Annotated in this window: 19 protein-coding genes; 4 read left to right on the top strand and 15 right to left on the bottom strand. The window is 69.8% G+C overall.

Annotation, left to right across the window (positions count from 1 at the left end; genetic code table 11):
• Nucleotides 1–153: 153 nt before the first annotated feature.
• Nucleotides 154–1,350, top strand: a complete 1,197-nt coding sequence (locus MBA17_RS02225) for an alpha/beta hydrolase family protein (RefSeq protein ID WP_238494506.1) — start codon at nt 154–156, stop codon at nt 1,348–1,350.
• Between the two features lie 292 nt (nt 1,351–1,642).
• Here the strand turns inward: MBA17_RS02225 and MBA17_RS02220 are convergent, their stop codons facing one another.
• From MBA17_RS02220 to MBA17_RS02210, 3 genes are read right to left on the bottom strand one after another with little or no spacing between them, the layout of a single operon-like run.
• Nucleotides 1,643–2,299 carry a hypothetical protein gene (locus tag MBA17_RS02220; RefSeq protein ID WP_238494505.1) on the bottom strand — a complete coding sequence of 219 codons (657 nt, stop codon included), beginning with the start codon at nt 2,297–2,299 and terminating at the stop codon, nt 1,643–1,645.
• 5 nt (nt 2,300–2,304) lie between these two features.
• Nucleotides 2,305–2,901, bottom strand: a complete 597-nt coding sequence (locus MBA17_RS02215) for an RNA polymerase sigma factor (protein WP_238494504.1) — start codon at nt 2,899–2,901, stop codon at nt 2,305–2,307.
• 57 nt (nt 2,902–2,958) lie between these two features.
• Nucleotides 2,959–4,365: a DHA2 family efflux MFS transporter permease subunit gene (locus MBA17_RS02210; RefSeq protein ID WP_238494503.1), complete on the bottom strand. Its 1,407-nt coding sequence runs from the start codon at nt 4,363–4,365 to the stop codon at nt 2,959–2,961.
• 145 nt (nt 4,366–4,510) lie between these two features.
• On the opposite strand from MBA17_RS02210, the gene MBA17_RS02205 reads away from it, so the two are divergent.
• Entirely contained in the window at nt 4,511–4,996 is a 486-nt protein-coding gene (locus MBA17_RS02205) for a MarR family winged helix-turn-helix transcriptional regulator (protein WP_238494502.1), read from the top strand.
• A gap of 246 nt (nt 4,997–5,242) precedes the next feature.
• On the opposite strand, the gene MBA17_RS02200 is transcribed toward MBA17_RS02205, so the two are convergent.
• Nucleotides 5,243–6,388: an RNA polymerase sigma factor gene (locus MBA17_RS02200; protein WP_238494501.1), complete on the bottom strand. Its 1,146-nt coding sequence runs from the start codon at nt 6,386–6,388 to the stop codon at nt 5,243–5,245.
• A 6-nt stretch (nt 6,389–6,394) separates the two neighbouring features.
• The gene (locus MBA17_RS02195; RefSeq protein ID WP_238495024.1) at nt 6,395–6,802 is read right to left on the bottom strand and encodes a YciI family protein; all 408 of its coding nucleotides are present in this window, start codon (nt 6,800–6,802) and stop codon (nt 6,395–6,397) included.
• A gap of 185 nt (nt 6,803–6,987) precedes the next feature.
• Here MBA17_RS02195 and MBA17_RS02190 point away from each other — a divergent pair, with 185 nt between their 5' ends.
• Both MBA17_RS02190 and MBA17_RS02185 read left to right on the top strand, forming a co-directional pair.
• Entirely contained in the window at nt 6,988–7,833 is an 846-nt protein-coding gene (locus MBA17_RS02190) for a metalloregulator ArsR/SmtB family transcription factor (protein WP_238494500.1), read from the top strand.
• A complete protein-coding gene (locus MBA17_RS02185) occupies nt 7,830–8,432 on the top strand; it encodes a dihydrofolate reductase family protein (protein ID WP_238494499.1) in 603 nt (200 codons plus the stop codon). Before MBA17_RS02190 ends, MBA17_RS02185 begins: the two co-directional genes overlap by 4 nt.
• 251 nt (nt 8,433–8,683) lie before the next feature.
• Here MBA17_RS02185 and MBA17_RS02180 read toward each other — a convergent pair whose 3' ends face one another.
• The 10 genes from MBA17_RS02180 to MBA17_RS02135 all read right to left on the bottom strand — a co-directional run bounded on the left by MBA17_RS02180 (nt 8,684) and on the right by MBA17_RS02135 (nt 18,940).
• Nucleotides 8,684–9,466: a TolB-like translocation protein gene (locus MBA17_RS02180; RefSeq protein WP_238494498.1), complete on the bottom strand. Its 783-nt coding sequence runs from the start codon at nt 9,464–9,466 to the stop codon at nt 8,684–8,686.
• 237 nt (nt 9,467–9,703) lie between these two features.
• Nucleotides 9,704–10,216, bottom strand: a complete 513-nt coding sequence (locus MBA17_RS02175) for a TIGR02611 family protein (protein WP_238494497.1) — start codon at nt 10,214–10,216, stop codon at nt 9,704–9,706.
• Nucleotides 10,217–10,469: 253 nt separating this feature from the next.
• A complete protein-coding gene (locus MBA17_RS02170; RefSeq protein WP_238494496.1) occupies nt 10,470–13,163 on the bottom strand; it encodes a cellulose binding domain-containing protein in 2,694 nt (897 codons plus the stop codon).
• A 324-nt stretch (nt 13,164–13,487) separates the two neighbouring features.
• Nucleotides 13,488–16,208, bottom strand: a complete 2,721-nt coding sequence (locus MBA17_RS02165) for a fumarate reductase/succinate dehydrogenase flavoprotein subunit (RefSeq protein ID WP_238494495.1) — start codon at nt 16,206–16,208, stop codon at nt 13,488–13,490.
• Nucleotides 16,208–16,558, bottom strand: a complete 351-nt coding sequence (locus MBA17_RS02160; protein WP_238494494.1) for a type 2 periplasmic-binding domain-containing protein — start codon at nt 16,556–16,558, stop codon at nt 16,208–16,210. Before MBA17_RS02160 ends, MBA17_RS02165 begins: the two co-directional genes overlap by 1 nt.
• A gap of 10 nt (nt 16,559–16,568) precedes the next feature.
• Complete coding sequence (locus tag MBA17_RS02155) at nt 16,569–16,796, bottom strand: 4Fe-4S dicluster domain-containing protein (RefSeq protein WP_238494493.1); 228 nt, start codon at nt 16,794–16,796, stop codon at nt 16,569–16,571.
• 15 nt (nt 16,797–16,811) lie between these two features.
• Nucleotides 16,812–17,567: a GntR family transcriptional regulator gene (locus MBA17_RS02150; protein WP_238494492.1), complete on the bottom strand. Its 756-nt coding sequence runs from the start codon at nt 17,565–17,567 to the stop codon at nt 16,812–16,814.
• A 120-nt stretch (nt 17,568–17,687) separates the two neighbouring features.
• Nucleotides 17,688–18,452: a putative hydro-lyase gene (locus MBA17_RS02145; RefSeq protein WP_238494491.1), complete on the bottom strand. Its 765-nt coding sequence runs from the start codon at nt 18,450–18,452 to the stop codon at nt 17,688–17,690.
• A gap of 31 nt (nt 18,453–18,483) precedes the next feature.
• Nucleotides 18,484–18,729, bottom strand: coding sequence for a hypothetical protein (locus tag MBA17_RS02140; RefSeq protein WP_238494490.1), 246 nt, complete (start codon nt 18,727–18,729; stop codon nt 18,484–18,486).
• Complete coding sequence (locus MBA17_RS02135) at nt 18,722–18,940, bottom strand: DUF6158 family protein (RefSeq protein WP_238494489.1); 219 nt, start codon at nt 18,938–18,940, stop codon at nt 18,722–18,724. Before MBA17_RS02135 ends, MBA17_RS02140 begins: the two co-directional genes overlap by 8 nt.
• Nucleotides 18,941–18,948: the final 8 nt, after the last annotated feature.

The raw sequence follows: 18,948 nt of genomic DNA, 5'->3' as shown, positions 1-18,948 counted from the left end.
CGGCCGAGGGGCGGAACGGCCCCGCAGGCCCGGAAGAACCACCGAGCCCGCCGCCGCGACCCGCCTGGAATCGGTCGAAAGTACGGCTGGGAACGGCGGCAACGGGCCCTTCGACCGGTGCCGGCGGCGATCCCCAAGCCGCAAGATCAACCCATGCCACATGACAACACCCGCCCGGCACGGAAGAAGCCGGTGCTTCTGGCCACGGTCGCGGGACTCCTCGCCCTCGTGGCCCCCGCCTTCTCGGCGCCGGCCCCCGCCGCTGCCGCCGCCGCGATCAGCACGCCGTTTCTGCCCGAGCCGACCGGCCCTCACCAGGTCGGCACGACATCCCTGCACCTGACGGACACCTCGCGCCCCGACCCGTGGGTGCCCTCCGCCGAGGCCAGGGAGCTCATGGTCTCCCTGTGGTATCCGACGCAGGCACGCGGCGAACGGCGCGCGCCGTACGTCACGCCCAAGGAGTCGGAGCTGCTCTTGAAGGGCTCAGGGATAGAGGAACTGGAGAAGATACCGCCCGAGGGACTGAGCTGGACCCGGACGAACGCCTTCGCCGACGCCGAGCCGGCGGGGCGCCGGCGCGGTCTGCCGCTCGTGGTGCTGTCTCCAGGTTTCACCTGGGTGCGCAGTTCACTGACGGGCCTGGCCGAGGACCTGGCGAGCCGAGGGTACGTGGTGGCGAGCATCGACCACACCTACGAGAACTTCGCCACCACCTTCCCCGACGGGCGTGTCACCACCTGCGCCGCGTGCGAGATCGAATCCGATGACAACGCCGACCCCGACGACTTCGGCCGAAAGGTGATCCGGAGCCGGGTGATCGACATCTCCTTCGTGCTCGACCAGCTGACCGGTCCACACCCCAAGTGGAAGGGCGCCGCTCTGATCGATCCGTCCCGGATCGCGATGGCGGGCAGCTCCGCCGGAGGCGCCGCCGCCCCTGAGACCATGCTGCGAGACTCGCGGGTACGCGCCGGGATCAACATGGACGGCAGGTTCTTCCTCCCGATCCCGGAGAGCGGACTGGCACGACCGTTCTTGATCTTCGGCACGCAGGAGAAGGACGACACGTGGAAACGTGACTGGGAGCACATGACCGGTTGGAAACGCTGGCTGGAGGTGGAGGGGGCGCTGCACCCGTCCTTCACCGACTACGACATGCTGATCCAGCAACTCGGCGCGGACCTCGGCGGCGGCCTGAAGGGAACCCGCTCGATGGACATCACCCGCAAGTACGTCTCAGCCTTCTTCGACCTGCACCTGCGCGGCAAGCCGCAACCCCTGCTCGACAAGCCCTCCCCGCGCTACCCCGAGGTCCAATTCTGCTCACCGCCGGCCAAGGGCTGCTGATGAGAACAGCTGCAACGCCAGGCCGACGGTCCTCCACGACCGTAGCGGGCAACACCACCCGCCGAGCAGGACGAGAGCCGGCCGCACCGGGTCACGCCGCCGGGTCGGCCTGAGTCCGGACACCTGACAGGTTTCCCCGGGTGGGAGAGGGTGTGTGGGCGTTGGAACGCCCACACACCCCAAGCCCTTAGCCCGTGGTGGCACTACAGCACTTCCCCGGCGGCCCGCTGCCGGCCCCGAAGCTCCTGCTGGAAACCTGAGATGCGTCTACCCGCGCGCCACCGGCGGCCTCCTATTCGGCGGCTTGATCGCTGTCGAGTTGTGTGCACGGCGCGACCGTGCCTTCCGCCAGTTCGAAGCCGATCGCCGAGCCCGAGCCGGCATCGGTGGGATCGTTGAACGTCGCAGTGGCCACCAAGGTCTGGCCGGTCTCGATCATTTCCGGATGAAGCGTGAAGCTCGCGCCCGCGTCCGCTTGAACCACGCGGTTGACAAGGGTGCCCAGATAGCGGGCGCGCGGTTCCTGGCAGCGCTTGCCCTCGGGCACGTAGTCCACGACGGCGGCGACCCCCAGCTGCCTCAGATCCTGCTCCAGCTTCTTCGCGTCAGTGAACTGGTTGATCGTGATGGTGATCGTGCCGCCGGGGTTCTTGGTCAGGAGGTAGGCCGCGTGAGCGGGGTCTTCCGTACCGGTCGTCAACGGGAGGATGATCGCCGCGGAGAGGGCCAGCCCAATGGCGACGAGGCCGAGCTTCAGCCTTCGGCGGGTTCGGAACCGGCCGTCGCGGGCGGGCGACAGAGGTGGCGCGGACGGCAGGAGCGTTTCGGCCGCACTCCCGCGTTCGTCCGTTGCCGCGGCCAGCAACACGGACCTTGTCTGGGCCTGAGCCCGCTCGGACACCGGCGGCACATCCGTTCCCATGCTGCTCAGCAGCTCGATCTCATCCATGGTCGTCATTCCTTTTCGTCGTTGGAGGCGGAGAGCGCGGTGCGCAGCCGGAGCCGGGCTCGGTGAAGGCGTGACCGGACGGTTCCGATGGGAACGCCCAGGGCGACGGCGATCTCCTCGTACGTCAGCCCGGCCCAGGCAAAGAGCAACAGCGCATCGCGATCACCGTCCGCCAGCTCTTCGAGCACTCCGGCCATCAGCCGGAAGGCGACTTCCGCGTCGACCCGGGCGACCACCTGATCGGCCGGCGCCGGTACCGCCGGTTCAGCTCCGGTACGCGCCAAAGCGGCCCAGCGCCTGGCCTCGGATCGTTGGTGCATGCGGAGCAAATTGGTCGCGATGCCCAGCAGCCACGGCAGTGCGCCGGTGGGGCTTCGGCTGGAGGTGAAGCGATCGCGTTGTTTGAACGCTGCCAGGAACGTTTCGGACATCAGGTCGTCGGCGTCGCCCGGTCCTGCCCGCCGCGCCAGATAGCGGTGTACCTGACCTCCGTACCGGTCGAACACGAGGGAGAAGATCTCTGGTTCGCGCAGTGACCGGTCGATCAGCGACGTGTCACTTTGCTCGATTTCGATCTCCGGTGGGGTTGATCGATCCATCATCGTCACACCTGCTATTTGCCGGTGCCCGCGATCAGGTTCGCGAGACGGGGTCAGCACCTAGGCCGGGGTGGATACAGCCCCTTTGCGCGGCAGCAGGAAACTGACGGCGAAGGTGATCGCGAGCAGGAGGAGGCTGCCCCAGATGGTGGCGGTGAAGGCTGTTGTGTATCCGCCGGTCGGCTCGCCGGCGTGGGTGGACAGCCGAGCGAAGAAGACCGTGCCGAAGAGGGCTACTCCCACGGACGCGGCGAGCTGAGCGACGGTGTTGAACAGGCCGGATCCGGAAGCCGCATGGCTGGCGGGGACCTTGTCCAGAGTCAGTTGGGCCAGCGGCGCCACGGTCAGCCCCATCCCCAGGCCGCCGACGACGACACCGGGCAGGAAGCTGACCCAGTTCGTGGCGGGTGTGGCGGAGTCCGCGGCCACGGCGAGGAGAACGAAGCCGGCGGCCAGCACGACGAGCCCGATCTGCACCGTGGTGCGCCCGAGGCGTGGAAGCAGCACCGCCGCTCCGAGTCCGGCTGCGAGGGTGGTGGCGATCGGCCACGGCAGGATCGTCAGTCCGGCGCTCATGGGTGTCATGCCGAGGCCGGGCTGAAGGAGTTGCATGAAGGTGAGGAAGAAGCCCATCACCGGGAGAAAGAAGAGAAACTGGATCAGGAGGCCGCCGCCGACCGAGCGCACCCGAAAGAGCGCGACCTCGATCAGAGGGGACTTCCCTCGGCCGGAGAGGTGCCACTGATGCCGGACGAAGCCGGCCAGAACAGTGACGCCGAGGATCATGCTCACGTATGCCCATAGGGGCCAGCTGCTGCCTTGCTCGCTGCCCTTGATGAGCGGGTAGAGGACCAGGACCAGACCCGCTGACGAGATGAGGACGCCGGCGAGGTCAAGGCGTGGCCGTGTGGTGCTGCGTGCCTCCGGCAGTACGGCGGCGGCTGTGAGGAATGCCAGGATGCCGACGGGGACGTTGATCCAGAACACGGTTCGCCAGCCCTGGCCGAACCAGTCGGCCTCCAGCAGCATCGCGCCGAGGATCGGCCCGGTGGCGGCCGCCAGCCCGGACAGGGAGGAGAAGGCCGCCATGGCTCCGCCGCGCTCGTGCGGGGCGTACATGAGCTGGATCTGTGAGAGCACCTGGGGAACCATCGCCGCGGCGAAGAGGCCCTGGACGACGCGGGCGCCCACCAGTACCTCGGCGGTGGGGGCGGCGCCGCACAGGGCGGAAGCGACGGTGAAGCCCGCGATTCCTACGAGGAAGACGCGCTTGTAGCCGTACAGGTCGCCGAGCCTGGCCCCGGTGATGATGCCCAGGGCGAACGTGAGCGTGTAGCCGGCGAGCATCCACTGCAGGTGCGCGGGCGAGGCATCGAGCTCCGCTCTGACGGAGGGCAGAGTGATGTTCACGATGGTGACGTCGAGCAGGTCCATGAAGCTCGCCAGCAGGATGACGGCGAGTGCCACTGTCCGCGCTCTGGCGGTGACAGGTGTGGTGGCTGGGGCTGATGCGTCGGTAGACACCGAGGGCTCTCCAGTTCGCAGAAGTAGGCATCGGATACACTAGCTGCATCACTAAGTATCTGAATCGCGAAGATAAATGGAGCCTCGCATGCCCGTCAAACCGCATGACGATCACATGGAGGAACCGGCCGACCGGATCGTCACGTCCATGACGGACCTCGCCGGAGCCCTGGGACGTCTGAACGACCTGATCGCCCAGCACCTCGGCATCGCCCAGACCGACCTGCTCTGCCTGCACGCGCTCAACCGCGCGGGAGCCTCCACCGCGGGCGCACTCAGTTCCCAACTCGGGCGCACCACCGGCGCGGTCACGCACATGATCGACCGTCTGGAGAAGGCGGGATACGTCCGACGTCAACCCGACCCACAGGACCGCCGCCGCGTACTCGTCGAGGCTTCGGCCCCAGGACTCGCACGAATCGCTTCGTTCTACGAGGGGATCGATGCCCGCAGCCGCCGATTGATGGCCACCTTCTCTCCTGACCAACTGGCGACGATCCACACCTTCCTGCTGAGCAGCTACGAAGACGCCACCGAGGAGTGTGATCACCTGATCCGGCAGCGGGGACGATGATCCCGCCTTGCGATGCCGTCCATCTATCGAATGACTCTCACCACCTTGTCCGAAGTCGGGGAGCCGGCAAGGAACGTGTCAGCGGCCGCCATTGCGCTGCAGTGTCCAGTTGGGGTTCCTCTTGCGGTGATCGCCGGCCAGGAGCGAGGAGCACGGGATATCGGCCTCTTGACCGGCAAGTGACGCGGTCCGGCCGGCCGACAGGGTGAGCAGGCCGTCGCCATCGGGTCGGTGAATGCCCGCCGCTCAACCGCGCAGCCGCGCGTTGAGCCGTGCGGCCTGTCGCGTGAGGTGGTCGCGTTCGGGGAGGCTGGGCGCCGATCGGGCGGCTTCGGCGTAGAGCCGTGCCGCGGTCACCGGGTCACCGTCACGCTCGTGCAGGTACGCCGCGACGGCGGTGTGGCGGGGCAGGGCGGGGTCGAGTTCCGCCAGGGCGGCCAGACCGGCCCGCGGGCCGTCGGCCTCGCCGACCGCGACGGCCCGGTTGAGGCGGGCCACCGGGCTGTCGGTGAGGCGCACCAGTTCGTCGTACCACTCGACGATCTGTACCCAGTCGGTCTCCTCGGCCGTCTGGGCGTCGGCGTGCAGCGCGGCGATGGCGGCTTGGGCCTGGAACTCGCCCAGGCGGTCGCGGGCGAGGGCTGCCTGGAGCACGTCGACGCCCTCGGCGATCAGGCGGGTGTTCCACAGGCTGCGGTCCTGCTCGGCAAGAGGCACGAGCCTGCCGTCGGGGCCGGTCCGCGCCGGGCGCCGTGCGTGGTGGAGCAGCATGAGCGCGAGCAGGCCCGCGACCTCCTCATGGTTGGTCTTGGCCGCCAGCTGGCGAGTGAGCCGGATCGCCTCGCCGGCTAGGTCGACATCGCCGGAGTAGCCCTCGTTGAAGACCAGGTAGAGCACGCGCAGCACCGTGGCGACGTCACCGGGCTGGTTGAGCCGGACGCCCGAGACGGTCCGCTTGGCCCTGCTGATCCGCTGGGCCATGGTCGCCTCCGGCACGAGGTAGGCCTGCGCGATCTGACGCGTGCTCAGGCCGCCGACCGCGCGCAGCGTGAGCGCGACGGCCGAAGCCGGTGTCAGGGACGGGTGCGCACACAGGAAGTACAGCTGGAGCGTGTCGTCCACCGCCTCGCCCGGGCCGGGCATGGGCTCGCCCTCGACGCGTACCTCCCGGTGTTGCCGGGAGGTGTCGGCGCGGGCGGCGTCGAGGAACTTACGCCAGGCCACGGTGACCAGCCAGCCCTTGGGGTCTCGCGGCCGGTCGTCCGCCCACACGCGCACGGCCTCGACCAGGGCGTCCTGCACGGCATCCTCGGCCGCCGCGAAGTCAGCTCCGCGACGGACGAGGACACCGATCACCGTGGGGGTGAGGGTCCGCAGCACGGCCTCGTCCACCGTGCGTCACTCCGTGACAGTCGAGTGCGCGCCCAGGAACGGGCGCACCTCGAGCCACTCGTGGATCGGCTTCCCACCCGCACCCGGAGCCGCGGACAACTCGCCGGCCAACTCGATCGCCCGCTCGTAGGTCTCGACGTCGATCACCATCCAGCCGGCGATCAGGTCCTTGGTCTCCGCGAACGGGCCGTCGGTGATCGGCGGCCGCCCCTCGCCGTCGGAGCGGACGAACGTGCCCTCCGAGGAGAGCGCCTGACCGTCGACGAACTCGCCGGTGCCCTCGAGCCGAGCGGCGAAGTCACGCATGTACTGCACGTGGGCCGAAACCTCCTCCGGCGTCCACTGGTCCATCGGCACGTCGTTGACCGATGCCGGCGCGCCCCGGTAGTGCTTGAGCAGCAGGTACTTGGCCATCATGTTCTCCCTCAGTGCGGTACGGCCCCCATTGTGGCCGCGTTCACTCCAGGGACGTAGCCGCGCGCGGGTTCTCGACATCCCACCACAACATTTTTCTGGCGGACTTCAAGACTCCCGCACTCCGAGGCGCCACAGCAGATATTCCTTGACACGAATATTCTCTATGGAGAATACTTTCCCCTATGGACGTACTCCTCACCGCACTGGCCGACCCGGCCCGCTGGCGGCTCGTGAGCCTGTTGGCCGAGCGGCCCCGGCCGGTCGGCGTCCTGGCCCAGCTCGCCGAGGCGCGCCAGCCGCAGACGACCAAGCACCTGCAGGCCCTTGAGCGCGCGGGCGTCGTCACCTCCCAGCGCACCGGCCAGCGCCGCATCTACGCGCTCCGGACCGCACCCTTACGGGACCTGGCGGCCGCGCTCAGCCGGCTCGCCGACACCGCGGACCAGGTCGGCGGCCCCCGCGAGACCTACGACCGCTACGGGCTCAGCCTCCACACAGAGCGGCTCGCCGCGCAGGAGCCGGGATGGGCCGACGACCGCTCGTTCAGGTTCCTCCGGTCACTGACGGGGCGCCCCGAGTTGGTCTGGCGCCACCTGACCGAGACCTCCCTGCTCGCCCACTGGTGGACGCCCGACGACCTGCGCGTCTCCGAGCTCGTCTTCGAGGCGCGACCGGGCGGGCGGATCGTCCATGAGTACCGCGATGCCGAGGACACCGGCGGCTCCGACCTGGTCGCCGGGCGCGCGGAGGGAGTCGTCGACGACGTACGCCCCGGTGAGCGCCTCGCCTACCGGCTCTCCCCACTGCTTCCCGACGGCGGCCTCGCCTTCACCGCCCACCTCGACCTCGGCCTCCGGCCCACCGACACCGGCACAGACCTCGACGTCCACTTCCGGATCACCGACAGCACAGTCGACTCCGCGGACTTCGTCGCAGGCATCGAGATCGGCTTCGGCCAGAGCCTCGACAAGCTCGCGGCGACCCTTGCCGCAGACTCGCACGACACCGATACAAGGGGCACAAAATGACCAACTCGACCAGCCGCAGGGTGACCGCGAACCTGAGCCTCACCCTCGACGGGCGTTACAACGGCCCCGGCGGGCCCAGCGATTTCGGGGCGTTCGCCCCTTACGTGACCACCGAGGTCGCGCGGGACCACATGACCCGCATCTGGGAGGGCGCGACGACGGCGCTGCTCGGCCGGCTCAACGCCGAGGGATTCCTGGGGTACTGGCCGTCGGTCGCCGAAGACGAGAACGCCGATCCGCGTGATCGCGGATACGCGAAGTGGCTCGTCGACACAGAGAAGGTGGTCTTCTCGACCACCTTGACCGAAGCTCCGTGGGAACGCACCCGCGTGGTGAACGCCCCCGCCGCGGACGTCGTCACCGACCTCAAGGCCACCGGTACGGGAGACATCCTCGTCAACAGCAGCGCGAGCATCATCAAGCCGCTCCTCTCGGCAGACCTGCTCGACCGGCTGCACCTCATGATCTTCCCCGAGATCGCCGGGGGCGGGCAGCGACTGTTCGAGGACGGCCTGCCGGCATCGAAGTGGACGCTCACCCACCAGGAGACCGGCGCCCTGGGCGAGATCGCCCTGGTCTACGACCGCGCACGCCGATGACCGCGATGCGGCTCCGGCACCGATTCCGGGTCGACGCGTCGGCGGGATTCGTGCGCGGGGTTGGAGCGGAGAACTCACGCCGGCGGTTCGTTGTTGCGGTGGTCAGCCACCGCTCGTGAGTGCCATGGACCCGCCGGGCGGTGCTGGCCACGGCGGGTGGCGTTGAGGTGGCTTGCCGTACGAAAGTTGATGTGGCTTGCCGTACGAAAAGAGTGCAGCGGGGTGAAGCTGGTAAAGAAGGCGGCGGTGGGTTAGCGGCGGTTGTAGGCGAGGTAGGGGTCTTTTTTCCAGTCGGCGGCTGGGATGTCGGCGAGGACGCGGGCTACCTTGCCGGTGGTGGTGACGACGGCGACGCGGAAGGCGTTCTTGGTGGGGAGGACGGCGATGAGGTGGGTGTCGTCCCACCAGCCCCACATGGTCTCAGGTTTGATCGGGACTCTGCTGACGACCTTGCCCGAGACCCGGTCGACGAGGCAGACGTGTTCGCGGAAGCGGGCGGGGCACCAGGCGGACAGGCGGTTGCCCGAGGGGGAGAAGATGTCCTCGCCGCCGGTGGGGGTGCCCGACTGGGTCAGGTTGCGCCTGACCTTGCCGTCAATGCCGTAGAAGCGGGCGCCATCGCCGTGGCTCGCCACGAGTTGCCTGCCGTCGGGGGCCCAGTGGAACGTCGCGGTCTTGTCGACGCCGGGGACGGTCACCGAGCGGGCCGTGCCGGCGACGGTGTCGACGATCGTGAAGCCGATGGTGTTCCACTTCTTGGCGACCTTCTTCTCCACCGTCAGCACCACCTGCCGGCCGCCTCGGTGCCAGTAGGGGTAGGAGGCGGTCAGCGGCTCCTTGACCGTGTTGATCGTCTTGCCGGTCTTGCCGGTCTTGCCGTCGATGACGACCACGGAGTCACGGCCGCCCGTGGTGTAGAGCGTCGGGATGCCCACCACGCGTGCGCCGCCGGGGGCGACGGCGACCTCGTTCAGGGGGGCCCGTTTGGCGAAGACGCCATCGGCTCTGCGGAGATAAGTCAATTTGCTGGTCATGTACGCCTTGAGGGTCAACACGTCCGAGGAACTCTCGTGCAGAGTTATCCCCGTACCGGGTAACCGGACATCCTCCACGGAGCCCTGCCCGAGCCCACCTGACACCATTAGTAGCGCGACGACCGCGATATTCACCGACACGGCGGCAGCCTAAGGGAGATACAGCCACCGGTCTGGCCAATCACCCATTTTGGTATGGCCCTGTGAGCACTGTGGCGCTGTGGCCAGGGCCGGTCGTCAGCGGCGGATGAGCAGCTTCTGGGCTTCGGCGACCACGTCGATGCCCAGGCTCAGCTTGAGCGCGAGCCAGATGATGGCTCCGGCGGCGAGCAGGGTGACGCCGACGACGAGGATGCGGATCGTCCAGCCCCGGTCCCTGAGCCAGTCGGTCCAGGCGGCGAGGGTCTTCTTGCCGAACTCCAGCACGCGGTGGGCCCAGTGGAACTCGGTGGCCAGTACGGCGAGGCCGGCGAAGACGATGAGCCAGCCGGGCCCGGGGAACGGGATCAGGATGAGACCGCCGATCACCAGGAGCGCCCCGATGACCCCGACGACGATCTTCACCGCGAGCCGGCCGCTGGGGGTCGCCCGCACACCGTCGCGCCAGCCGCGCAGGCCGGAACGGCGAGCGGCCTCCACCTTCAGCGTGTCCGCGTCGCCGACCGCGGGCTGGGCCGGGTCTTCCTGACCGGAGACCGCCGGGTCGCCGTCTCCCGGCTGGGCGCCCCGCACCCCGTCTGAGATAGCCACCTGTCCCCCTCGATACATCCGTTTCGTCCAAGGATAGGGGGACCATCAAAATGGCGTGTCCCCCTTTTCGGAGGTCACCTCCAATGGTTGCACGGCCTCGCGGAGGGCCGCCGGGCGCTCCCCGCGAGGCCGCACGTCAACCGGTCACGCCGCCTCGCGGAAAGCCGCCGGGCATGCCCCGCGAGGCCGCACGTCAACCGGTCGCACCGCCTCGCGGAAGGCCGCCGGGGCTCCCGCGAGGCCGCACGTCAGGTCACCCGGTGGTGCAGGTGACGGCCGGGACGGGGTTGGTGCCGGACTGGTTGGCGGTGAAGCCGAAGTCGGCGGTGCCGCCCGCGGCGAGGTTGCCGTTCCAGTTCACGTTCTTCACCGACACGTTGCTCCCGGTCTGGGTGAGCGTGCCGTTCCAGATCTGGCTTATCGTCTGGCCGTTGGCGTAGGTCCACTTGACCGTCCAGCCGGTGATCGGTGCGGTGCCGGTGTTCTTGACCGTCACCGAGCCCTGGAAGCCGGTGGGCCAGGAGTTGGTCACCGTGTAGGTGGCCGAGCAGCCGCCGGGCGGCGGGGTGACGGTCGGGGTCACGGTCGGGGTGACGGTCGGGGTCACGGTGGGCGTGACCGTGGGGGTCACGGTGGGGGTCACGGTCGGGGTGGTCGTCGGGCCGCCGGTGCGGTCGGCGTAGAGGATGCCCCGGCCGTTGGTGCCCAGGTAGACCCGGCCGTAGACCCTCGGGTCGCCGGTGATGGCCTCCCCCATGTTGCCGTACTGGTGCTGGTCGTCGTTGATCCGCACCCAGGACGCACCGGTGTCGTCGGAGCGGAAGACGCCGGTCACGCCGTCCACGGTGGCCACCGCGTAGAGCGCCGGGTAGGTCGCGCCGGGGGCGGCCTTGCCGAACCCGATGTTGACGCCCTTGGTGGCGCTCGTCAGCTTGGTGAACGACGCGCCGGAGTTGGTGGAGTGGAAGAGGCCGGTGTCGCCGGTGAGCCAGATGTCGCCCTCGCGCCCGGGGACGGCCTTGAACTTGCCCGTGGTGGGCAGCCCGGTGGCGGCGGTGGCGGCGAAGGTCTGGCCGCCGTTGGTGCTCACGTAGAACGTGCCGCCGCTGAAGCCGTAGAACTTGTTGCTGTTGACCCGGTCGGATTCGACGATCGCGTCGGTCGGGATGCCGGAGGACTGCGTCCAGGTGTTGCCGTAGCCCACCGAGTAGTGGACGGTGACGCCCTTGGGCGCCCAGACGAAGCGGCTGCCGTTGGCGGCCGCCGCCACGGTGCCGCCCTCGTTCACGCCGCCGGGCTCGGTGCCCTGGAACCAGTTGGCGCCGCCGTCGGTGGAGAAGGCGACGTGGCTGTCATTGGGCCGGTCCGCGTCGGTGAAGTTGCCGGCCCGCACCATCACGCTCGGGTTGGTCTCCGCGTAGTCGAGGCTGGTGGAGCTGGTGAAGCTGGGCGCGGTGAACATCATCGGGGGCACGGTGTCGAGGTTGGTGTGCCGGAAGCCGCCGATGTCGCCGAGCGCGCTGACCAGGGGCGCGCCGGACGGCGGGCTGACCAGGTCGAGCACCGCGGTCTCCTCCAGGCCCTTGACCATCGGCTTGATGGTGATCTGGCCGCCGGTGTCCCAGGTCTTGAGGTCCTCGGTGCCGTAGATGGTGGCGCCGGTGCCGTACATCATCCGGTTCGAGTCGAACGGGTCGATCTCCAGCGACTCGGTCATCCAGCCGAGCTTGGGCGTCACCTCCGGGGGTTGCGGGTTGGTGCCGAAGGTCAGCCAGGGAGCGGCGGAGATGTCCATCTTGTAGCGGAAGCTGCGGTTGGGGTAGGAGGAGAAGTCCCAGATGCGGGTCCAGGTGGCGCCCGAGTCGGTGCTGCGGAAGAAGATGACGTCCGGCCACCAGGAGATCTGGGTGGCGACCATGAGGGTCGACGGGTTCTGCCTGTCGATGGTCAGGCCGCTGTAGCCGAAGTAGTCGTCGGCGCTGCTGGAGGGGATCGGGCTGATCTGGGTCCACGCGCCGGTGGTGGTGTTGAGCTTCCACACGTCGCCCTTGGCCCCGTCGTACGGCCCGCCGGTGTCGCTGGTGGCGATGTAGAGGAAGCCGTTCTTGTGGTCGAGGACTCCCTTGTGCGCGAGGTAGCCGGTGGGCTGGCCCGCGACGCGCTCCCAGGTGGTGCCGCCGTTCGTGGTGCGGTAGACGGAGTTCTCCTTGTCGGCCACGCCGACGTAGATCCGCTGGGTGAGGTTGCCCGAGGTGGCGCTGGACGGGTCGAAGGTCACCCAGACCACGCCGGGCTTGTGGCTCAGGTAGCCGTTCGGGTCGCCGGGGTCCGCGGCGTAGTTGCCGGCGTTGGGGAAGGCGGTCACCTTCGCCCAGGTGGCTCCGTAGTCGGTGCTCTTCATCAGGCCGTTGCCGTTGGGGGCGCCGAAGTAGACGACGCTGTTCCTGTTCGGGTCCACGGCCAGCCGCTCGCCCATGCCCCGGCCCGGCATGTTGCCGCCGAGTTTGAAGGGGAGCTGGGTGGTCTGCCAGGTCTTGCCCTTGTCCGACGAGCGCAGGATGGCGCCGTTGTTGGGGTCCCAGGTGTTGGTGTACATGCCGACGGCGGCGTAGACGCGGTTGGTCTGCACGGGGTCGGTGGCGATGCTGTCGACGCCGTTGTAGCCCCACTTGTCCCAGCCGACCCAGTCGAGCAGCGGCGTCCAGGACTTGGTCGACTGTTCCCAGCGGTAGGCGCCGCCGATGTCGGTCCTGGCGTAGATGAGGTTCTTCTCGGTCTGGTTGTAGACGACCGACGGCACGAAGCCGCCACCGGCGATCTGCACGTTCTTCCAGGCGTACGGGTCGGCGGGGGCGGCTGAGGTCGAGGCCCCGGCGTTGACCGCGCTGACCACCCCGACCCAGCCGATCACGGCGGCCACGATCGCGCAGACGAGCTTTCTTCGCATGTACGGCCTTCCTTCGCCTATCACGGAGAACCGCCATGCACGATCAGGTGAGACGGAGATCCTGACCATCGACCGCCACGCCGCGTGCATTGCGCGGGCCGCCGGGACGCAGCCGGGAACCGGCCCGGCGAAAGGCTCACACGGGCCCGGCAGGACCGTCAATAGTTTGATTACCCGACAAATAAACGCCACAGGTAGACCACAGCGGGCCCGCTGAAACTTTCAACCGGCACGACGAGCCCGCACGACCGCCCACGGAGACGGCCTCCGCCCCCGTTCCTCTGGTGACGGCTGGTGACGGCTGATGACGGCCCTGAGCAGGTCCTAACGGGCCTGCCGGGCGAGCGCGCTCAGGTCGGCGTCGTCCCCGACCCGAACGCCGGCGGTGTCAAGGGCCCGGCGGGCGTGGGCGCGCACGTCGGCGTCCGGGTCACCCAGCGCGTGCCGCAGCGCCGTCGCCACCTCCGGACGGCCGGCCCAGCCGTGCAGCGCCAGGCCCGCGGCCTTGCGCACGTCGAGGTGCGGGTCGCCGAGCGCCGTGGTCAGCGGGCCCGCCGCCGTCACCGGATCCCCCGCGCCCAGGCAGCGCGCCGCACCCACCCGCACCTGCCAGGCGGGATCGGCGAGCGCGGGTACGGCGAGACCTTCGAAGGGGCAGCCGACCTGCCCGGCGGCCTCCAGCGCGGCGGCCCTGACCAGCGGATCCGGGTCCCCGGCCAGCCGTTCGAGCGGGTCCGCCGCCGCCGGGTCGCCGATCGTGCCCAGTCCCCTGGCGACGGCGACGCGCACCTCGCGGGCGGCGTCGCCGGCGGCCGAGGCCACCGCGTCGCCCTCGTCGAGCGACGTCAGGGCCCGGATCGCCTCGATCCGCACCCGGTGGTCGTCGTCCGGCAGGGCCCGCTCGAAGACGGCCCGGTCGCCCAGCCGCAGCGCCCTGAGCATGTCGACCGCCGTGGCGCGGACCACCGGGTCCTGGCTCGCCACCCGGCCAGCCAGCCCCGCCGCCAGTTCCGCCGTGGCCGGGAGCACCTCGACCAGTTCGCGCAGCCCGGCCGAGGCGGCCCGCCGTACGGTGCCGCTGAGGTCGTCGAGCGCGGTCACCAGCGCGGGGCCCACACCGGCGGGGGCGGTCTCGGTCAGGGTGGCGATCGCGGCCCTGCGCACCTTGGGGTCCTCGTCGGCGAGGTAGGGGGCGATCACGTCCAGGGACGGCTGCCCGGCGGCGAGACCGAGCAGCTCCAGGATCCGCGGGGAGCGGCTCACCGGACCGACGGTCGCCGCCCGGCGCGGCACGGCGCGGACGGCCCCGGAGGTGTGGGCGCCGAGCCGTACGGGTTCGCCGGTGGGCGGGTCGAACCCCTCGACGGGCACCACGTACGGCTCGACGGGACGCTTGACGAACTCCATCTCGCCCGCGGCGGTCTGACGCAGGTTGAGGTGGTACAGCCAGGCGGCGTCGTCGCGTCCGGGCAGGTCGGCGCGGTCGTGGTAGAGGCCCCAGCGGCTCTCGGTCCGGACCAGCGAGGAGCGGGCGGCCATCTCCGCGCAGTCGCGGATGAAGGAGACCTCCACGCAGCGCATCAGCTCGTGCGGGGTGCGGGCGCCGAGCCCGGCGATCTCCTCCCGCATCCGTTCGAAGGTCTCCACCGCGATCGTCAGCTTGGCGTCGGTCTTGGGCGGGGCCACGTAGTCGTTGACGAACCTGCGCAGCTTGTACTCGACCTGCGGCTGGGGCGGGCCGTCCGGGTTGCGCAGCGGCCGGTAGATCAGCTCGTGGGCGGCCGCGACCTGGTCGGCGGGGAGGTCGGCGGAAGCCTGGTGGTTGGCGGCGGCGTGCGCCCCCGCGAGGTCGCCGAAGACGAACGCGCCGATCATGTAGTTGTGCGGGACGCAGGCCAGGTCGCCGGCGGCGTAGAGGCCGGGCACCGTGGTCGCGCCGTGCTCGTCCACCCATACCCCGGAGGCGGAGTGACCGCCGCACAGGCCGATCTCGGAGATGTGCATCTCCACGTCGTGCGTGCGGTAGTCGTGGCCGCGCCCGGCGTGGAACGTGCCACGGGTGGGCCGTTCGGTGGAGTGCAGGATGTTCTCCACCGCGGACACGGTCTCCTCGGGGAGGTGGGAGAGCTTGAGATAGATCGGCCCCCTGGCCGAGGAGATCTCCCTGGCCACCTCCGTCATCATCTGCCCGGACCAGTAGTCGGAGTCGACGAACCGCTCCCCCCGGTTGTTGACCTGGTAGCCGCCGAACGGGTTGGCGACGTAGGCGCAGGCCGGGCCGTTGTAGTCCTTGATCAGCGGGTTGATCTGGAAGCACTCGATGCCGCTGAGCTCGGCGCCCGCGTGGTAGGCCATGGAGTGGCCGTCGCCCGCGTTGGTCGGGTTCTCGTAGGTGCCGTAGAGGTAGCCGCTGGCGGGCAGGCCGAGCCGGCCGCTCGCCCCGGTGGCGAGGATGACGGCCCCGGCGGACACGGTCACGAAGGCGCCGCTGCGGGTGTCGAACCCGGCCGCGCCCACCGCCAGGCCGCCCTCGGTGAGCACCCTGACCGGCATGAACCGGTTCTCGATGCGCACCCGCTCCCTGATCTCGCGCCGCCGCAGCACCCGGTAGAGGACCTTCTTGACGTCCTTGCCCTCGGGCATCGGCAGGACGTAGCTGCCCGAGCGGTGCACCCGGCGCACGGCGTACTCGCCGTACTCGTCCTTCTCGAACTTCACGCCGTAGCGTTCCAGGCGTTTCACCATGTCGTAGCCGCGGGTGGCGGTCTGGCGGACCGTCCGCTGGTTGACCACGCCGTCGTTGGCCCTGGTGATCTCCGCGACGTAGTCCTCGGGGGTGGCCTTGCCGGGGATCACCGCGTTGTTCACGCCGTCCATGCCCATGGCCAGCGCGCCGCTGTGCCGTACGTGGGCCTTCTCCAGCAGCAGCACGTCGGCGCCGGCCTCGCCCGCGGTGATGGCGGCCATCGTGCCGGCCGTGCCGCCGCCGATGACCAGCACCTCACACGACAGGTGCAGGGCGTCTTCGAGCGGGGGGATCTCCATCACAGCGCCTCCAGGATCCGCTCGCGCGAGGCGGCGTCGGGTTCGTCGATGATCGTGCGCGCCCCGGTACGGCCGAGCACCACGATCCGGTGGGCCATCTTGGCGGTGATCGGTGCGCCGGTGTCGTGGTCCTGCCACTCGACGGAGTACTTCGGGCCGAGGCGGCGTTCCAGGTAGCCGAGCGAGCGCAGCAGGGTGCCGGCGGTCACCGTGTTGATGGTCTTGGACTGGTAGCCCACGACGACCTTGACGGCTCCGCCGTCGCTCGCGTTCCCGGCCACCGAGCACCCGGACAGCGTCGCGACCGTGACGAGGATCAGCGCGGCGGCTTTGCGGGGAAGGCGAATCATCGCGGGTCCTTCAGCGCAACAGGTAGGGGATGTTGACGGTGACCGCGTCGGCGGGGCACCGGTCGGCGCACGGGCCGCAGTACCAGCACTCGTCGACGTGCATGTACGCCTTTCCGGACACCTCGTGGATCGCCAGCGAGTCGAGCGGGCACACGTCCACGCAGAGCGTGCAGCCCTCGATGCAGAGCGACTCGTCGATCGTCACCGGGACGTCGACCCGGTTTCCTGCCAGCGCCATGCCGTTTCTCCTTGATCATTCCGTCGTGCGCAGCAGATGGCCGCGCATGGTGAGCCGATCGCCCCGGAAGCGGATGTACTCCAGGTCCACCGGCCGCCCGTCGGACAGGTGAGCCAGCCGTTCGACCATCAGCAGCGCCGTGCCCGGCGGGGTCTGGAGCACGGCGGCGGTGTGCGCGTCGGCGTTGACGGCCTCCACCGTCAGGTCGGCCCGGCCCAGCGGTTGCCCGCTGAGCCGTTCGATGAGCACGAAGATGTCGTTGTGCTCCAGGTCGGCCTCGAACAGCGGCTCGCCGACGTCGCGGGCGAGGTACGTGAGGTCGAGCGAGAGCGGCAGCCCGTTGAGGCGGCGCAACCGTTCGACGTAGACGACCGGCTCACCGCCGGGCAGGCCGAGCCGCTCGCCGACCGCGGGCGGCGGCACGGTCAGCCCCATCGTCCTGACCTCGTTGGTGACCTCGCCGTGCTCGCGCAGGGTCTCGGCCAGCCCGAGCAGGCGATCCAGCCCGTGCGGGTACTTCGCCCTCGCCACCGTGGTGCCGACTCCCGGGCAGCGCTCGACCAGCCCTTCCTCCCGAAGCAGCTCAAGGGCGGCGCGCATGGCGTTGCGCGAGGTGCCGAACCTGCGGGCGAGCACGCTGTCCAGCGGCAGCGGCCGATCGCCGAACTCGCCGCCGACCACCTGCCGCCGCAGCACGTCGGCCACCTGCCTGGCGCGGTCGGCCCGCCGCCTGCGCACATCGGTCAAGAGGGGTACGGCCGACGCAGTCATACCTTCTCCACGGCCTCGTCGGAACCTGACGAGAGATACCCTACATATCCGGTAGGGAAGAGTGGATAACAGCTGGATTGCGCCACCTGGCCGCCCCGCCGACCTGGGCGAACACGGTCGTTAAGCCACGTCGAACTCGTGGTCCCGGACGTCGGTGATCGCCATGTGGCCCGGCAGGTGGCCGATCGCGAAGCGGATCCCGCCGGCCATCACCGCGGCCTGCGGAGTGACGCCGCACGCCCAGAACAGCGGGACGTCGCCGGGGTGCAGCGGCACCGGGTCGCCGAAGTCGGGCGCGGCGAGGTCGGCCACCCCGATCGCCGCCGGATCCCCCACATGGACGGGCGCACCGTGCACCGCCGGGTAACGGGAGGTGATCTTGACCGCGGTGGCGACCAGCGCGGCGGGCACCGGCCGCATGGAGACGACCAGCGGTCCCGCGAGCGCCCCCGCCGGGCGGCAGGGCACCGAGGTGACGTACATCGGCACGTTGGTGCCGGCCTCCAGATGCCGCATCGGCACCCCCGCCCGCAGCAGGGCGTCCTCGAAGGTGAAACTGCACCCGATCAGGAACGGGACCAGGTCGGCCCGCCAGATCCTGGTCACGTCCGACAGGTCGGCCACCGGGACGCCGTCCTCGTAGACGCGGTATCCGGGCAGGTCGGTACGCAGGTCGCCGGCGAAGATCTCGGTCCGGAACGCGCCCGGCTCTCCGACGTCGAGCACCGGGCACGCGCGCGGATTGCGCTGGGCGAACAGCAGCAGGTCGTAGGCGAGCGAGCTGGGCACGGCGAGCAGGTTGGCCTGGGTCCAGCCACGGCACCACCCGGCGGTGGGCGTGCGCAGCCCGTCCCGGAAGAGCTGCCTGGCCGCGGACGGGGTCATCCCCCCATGATGACCCCCCGGGGCGGCCCGGTCAGTAATCCAGCCCCCAGTCATGGGGTCCGAGCGCGAACCCGTCGCCCCTGGGTATCAGCCAGCCGGTCTCCACCAGCACCAGCAGGCTGTGCCGTACATCCGATTCCGGGCGGTCGGTCATCTGGGCGACGTCCGGGACGTGCGCGATGCGCCCGTCCACGGCCAGCGCGGCGACCGCCTCGTACACGTGGGTCTCGGCGCCGGACAACGCCTGGACGTCATGGACCCTGGTCTTCCTAGCCACGTTGACGCGCTCCCTCCCGCAATCGCAAAGGGTCGATCTCACGCTCGGGGTGGCGCCTGAGATATTCGGTCTCAAGCTCCCTGGTGCGGACGGTGTGGTTGTCCAGCGCGTCATCGGAGCCGTGCCTGAACGTCTCATTGCGCATCAGGTGCACGTGCGCCAACTCCCGGAGCAGGTCTTCCTCGGGCAGTTCTCGCGGATCGATTCCCATCGTCATAA

Origin of the sequence: Dolomitihabitans soli, assembly GCF_022213955.1 — a bacterium.
Taxonomy (GTDB): domain Bacteria; phylum Actinomycetota; class Actinomycetes; order Streptosporangiales; family Streptosporangiaceae; genus Streptosporangium_A; species Streptosporangium_A soli.
Note: the sequence above shows the minus strand (reverse complement) of the source record. Positions and strands in the feature narration are given on the sequence as shown.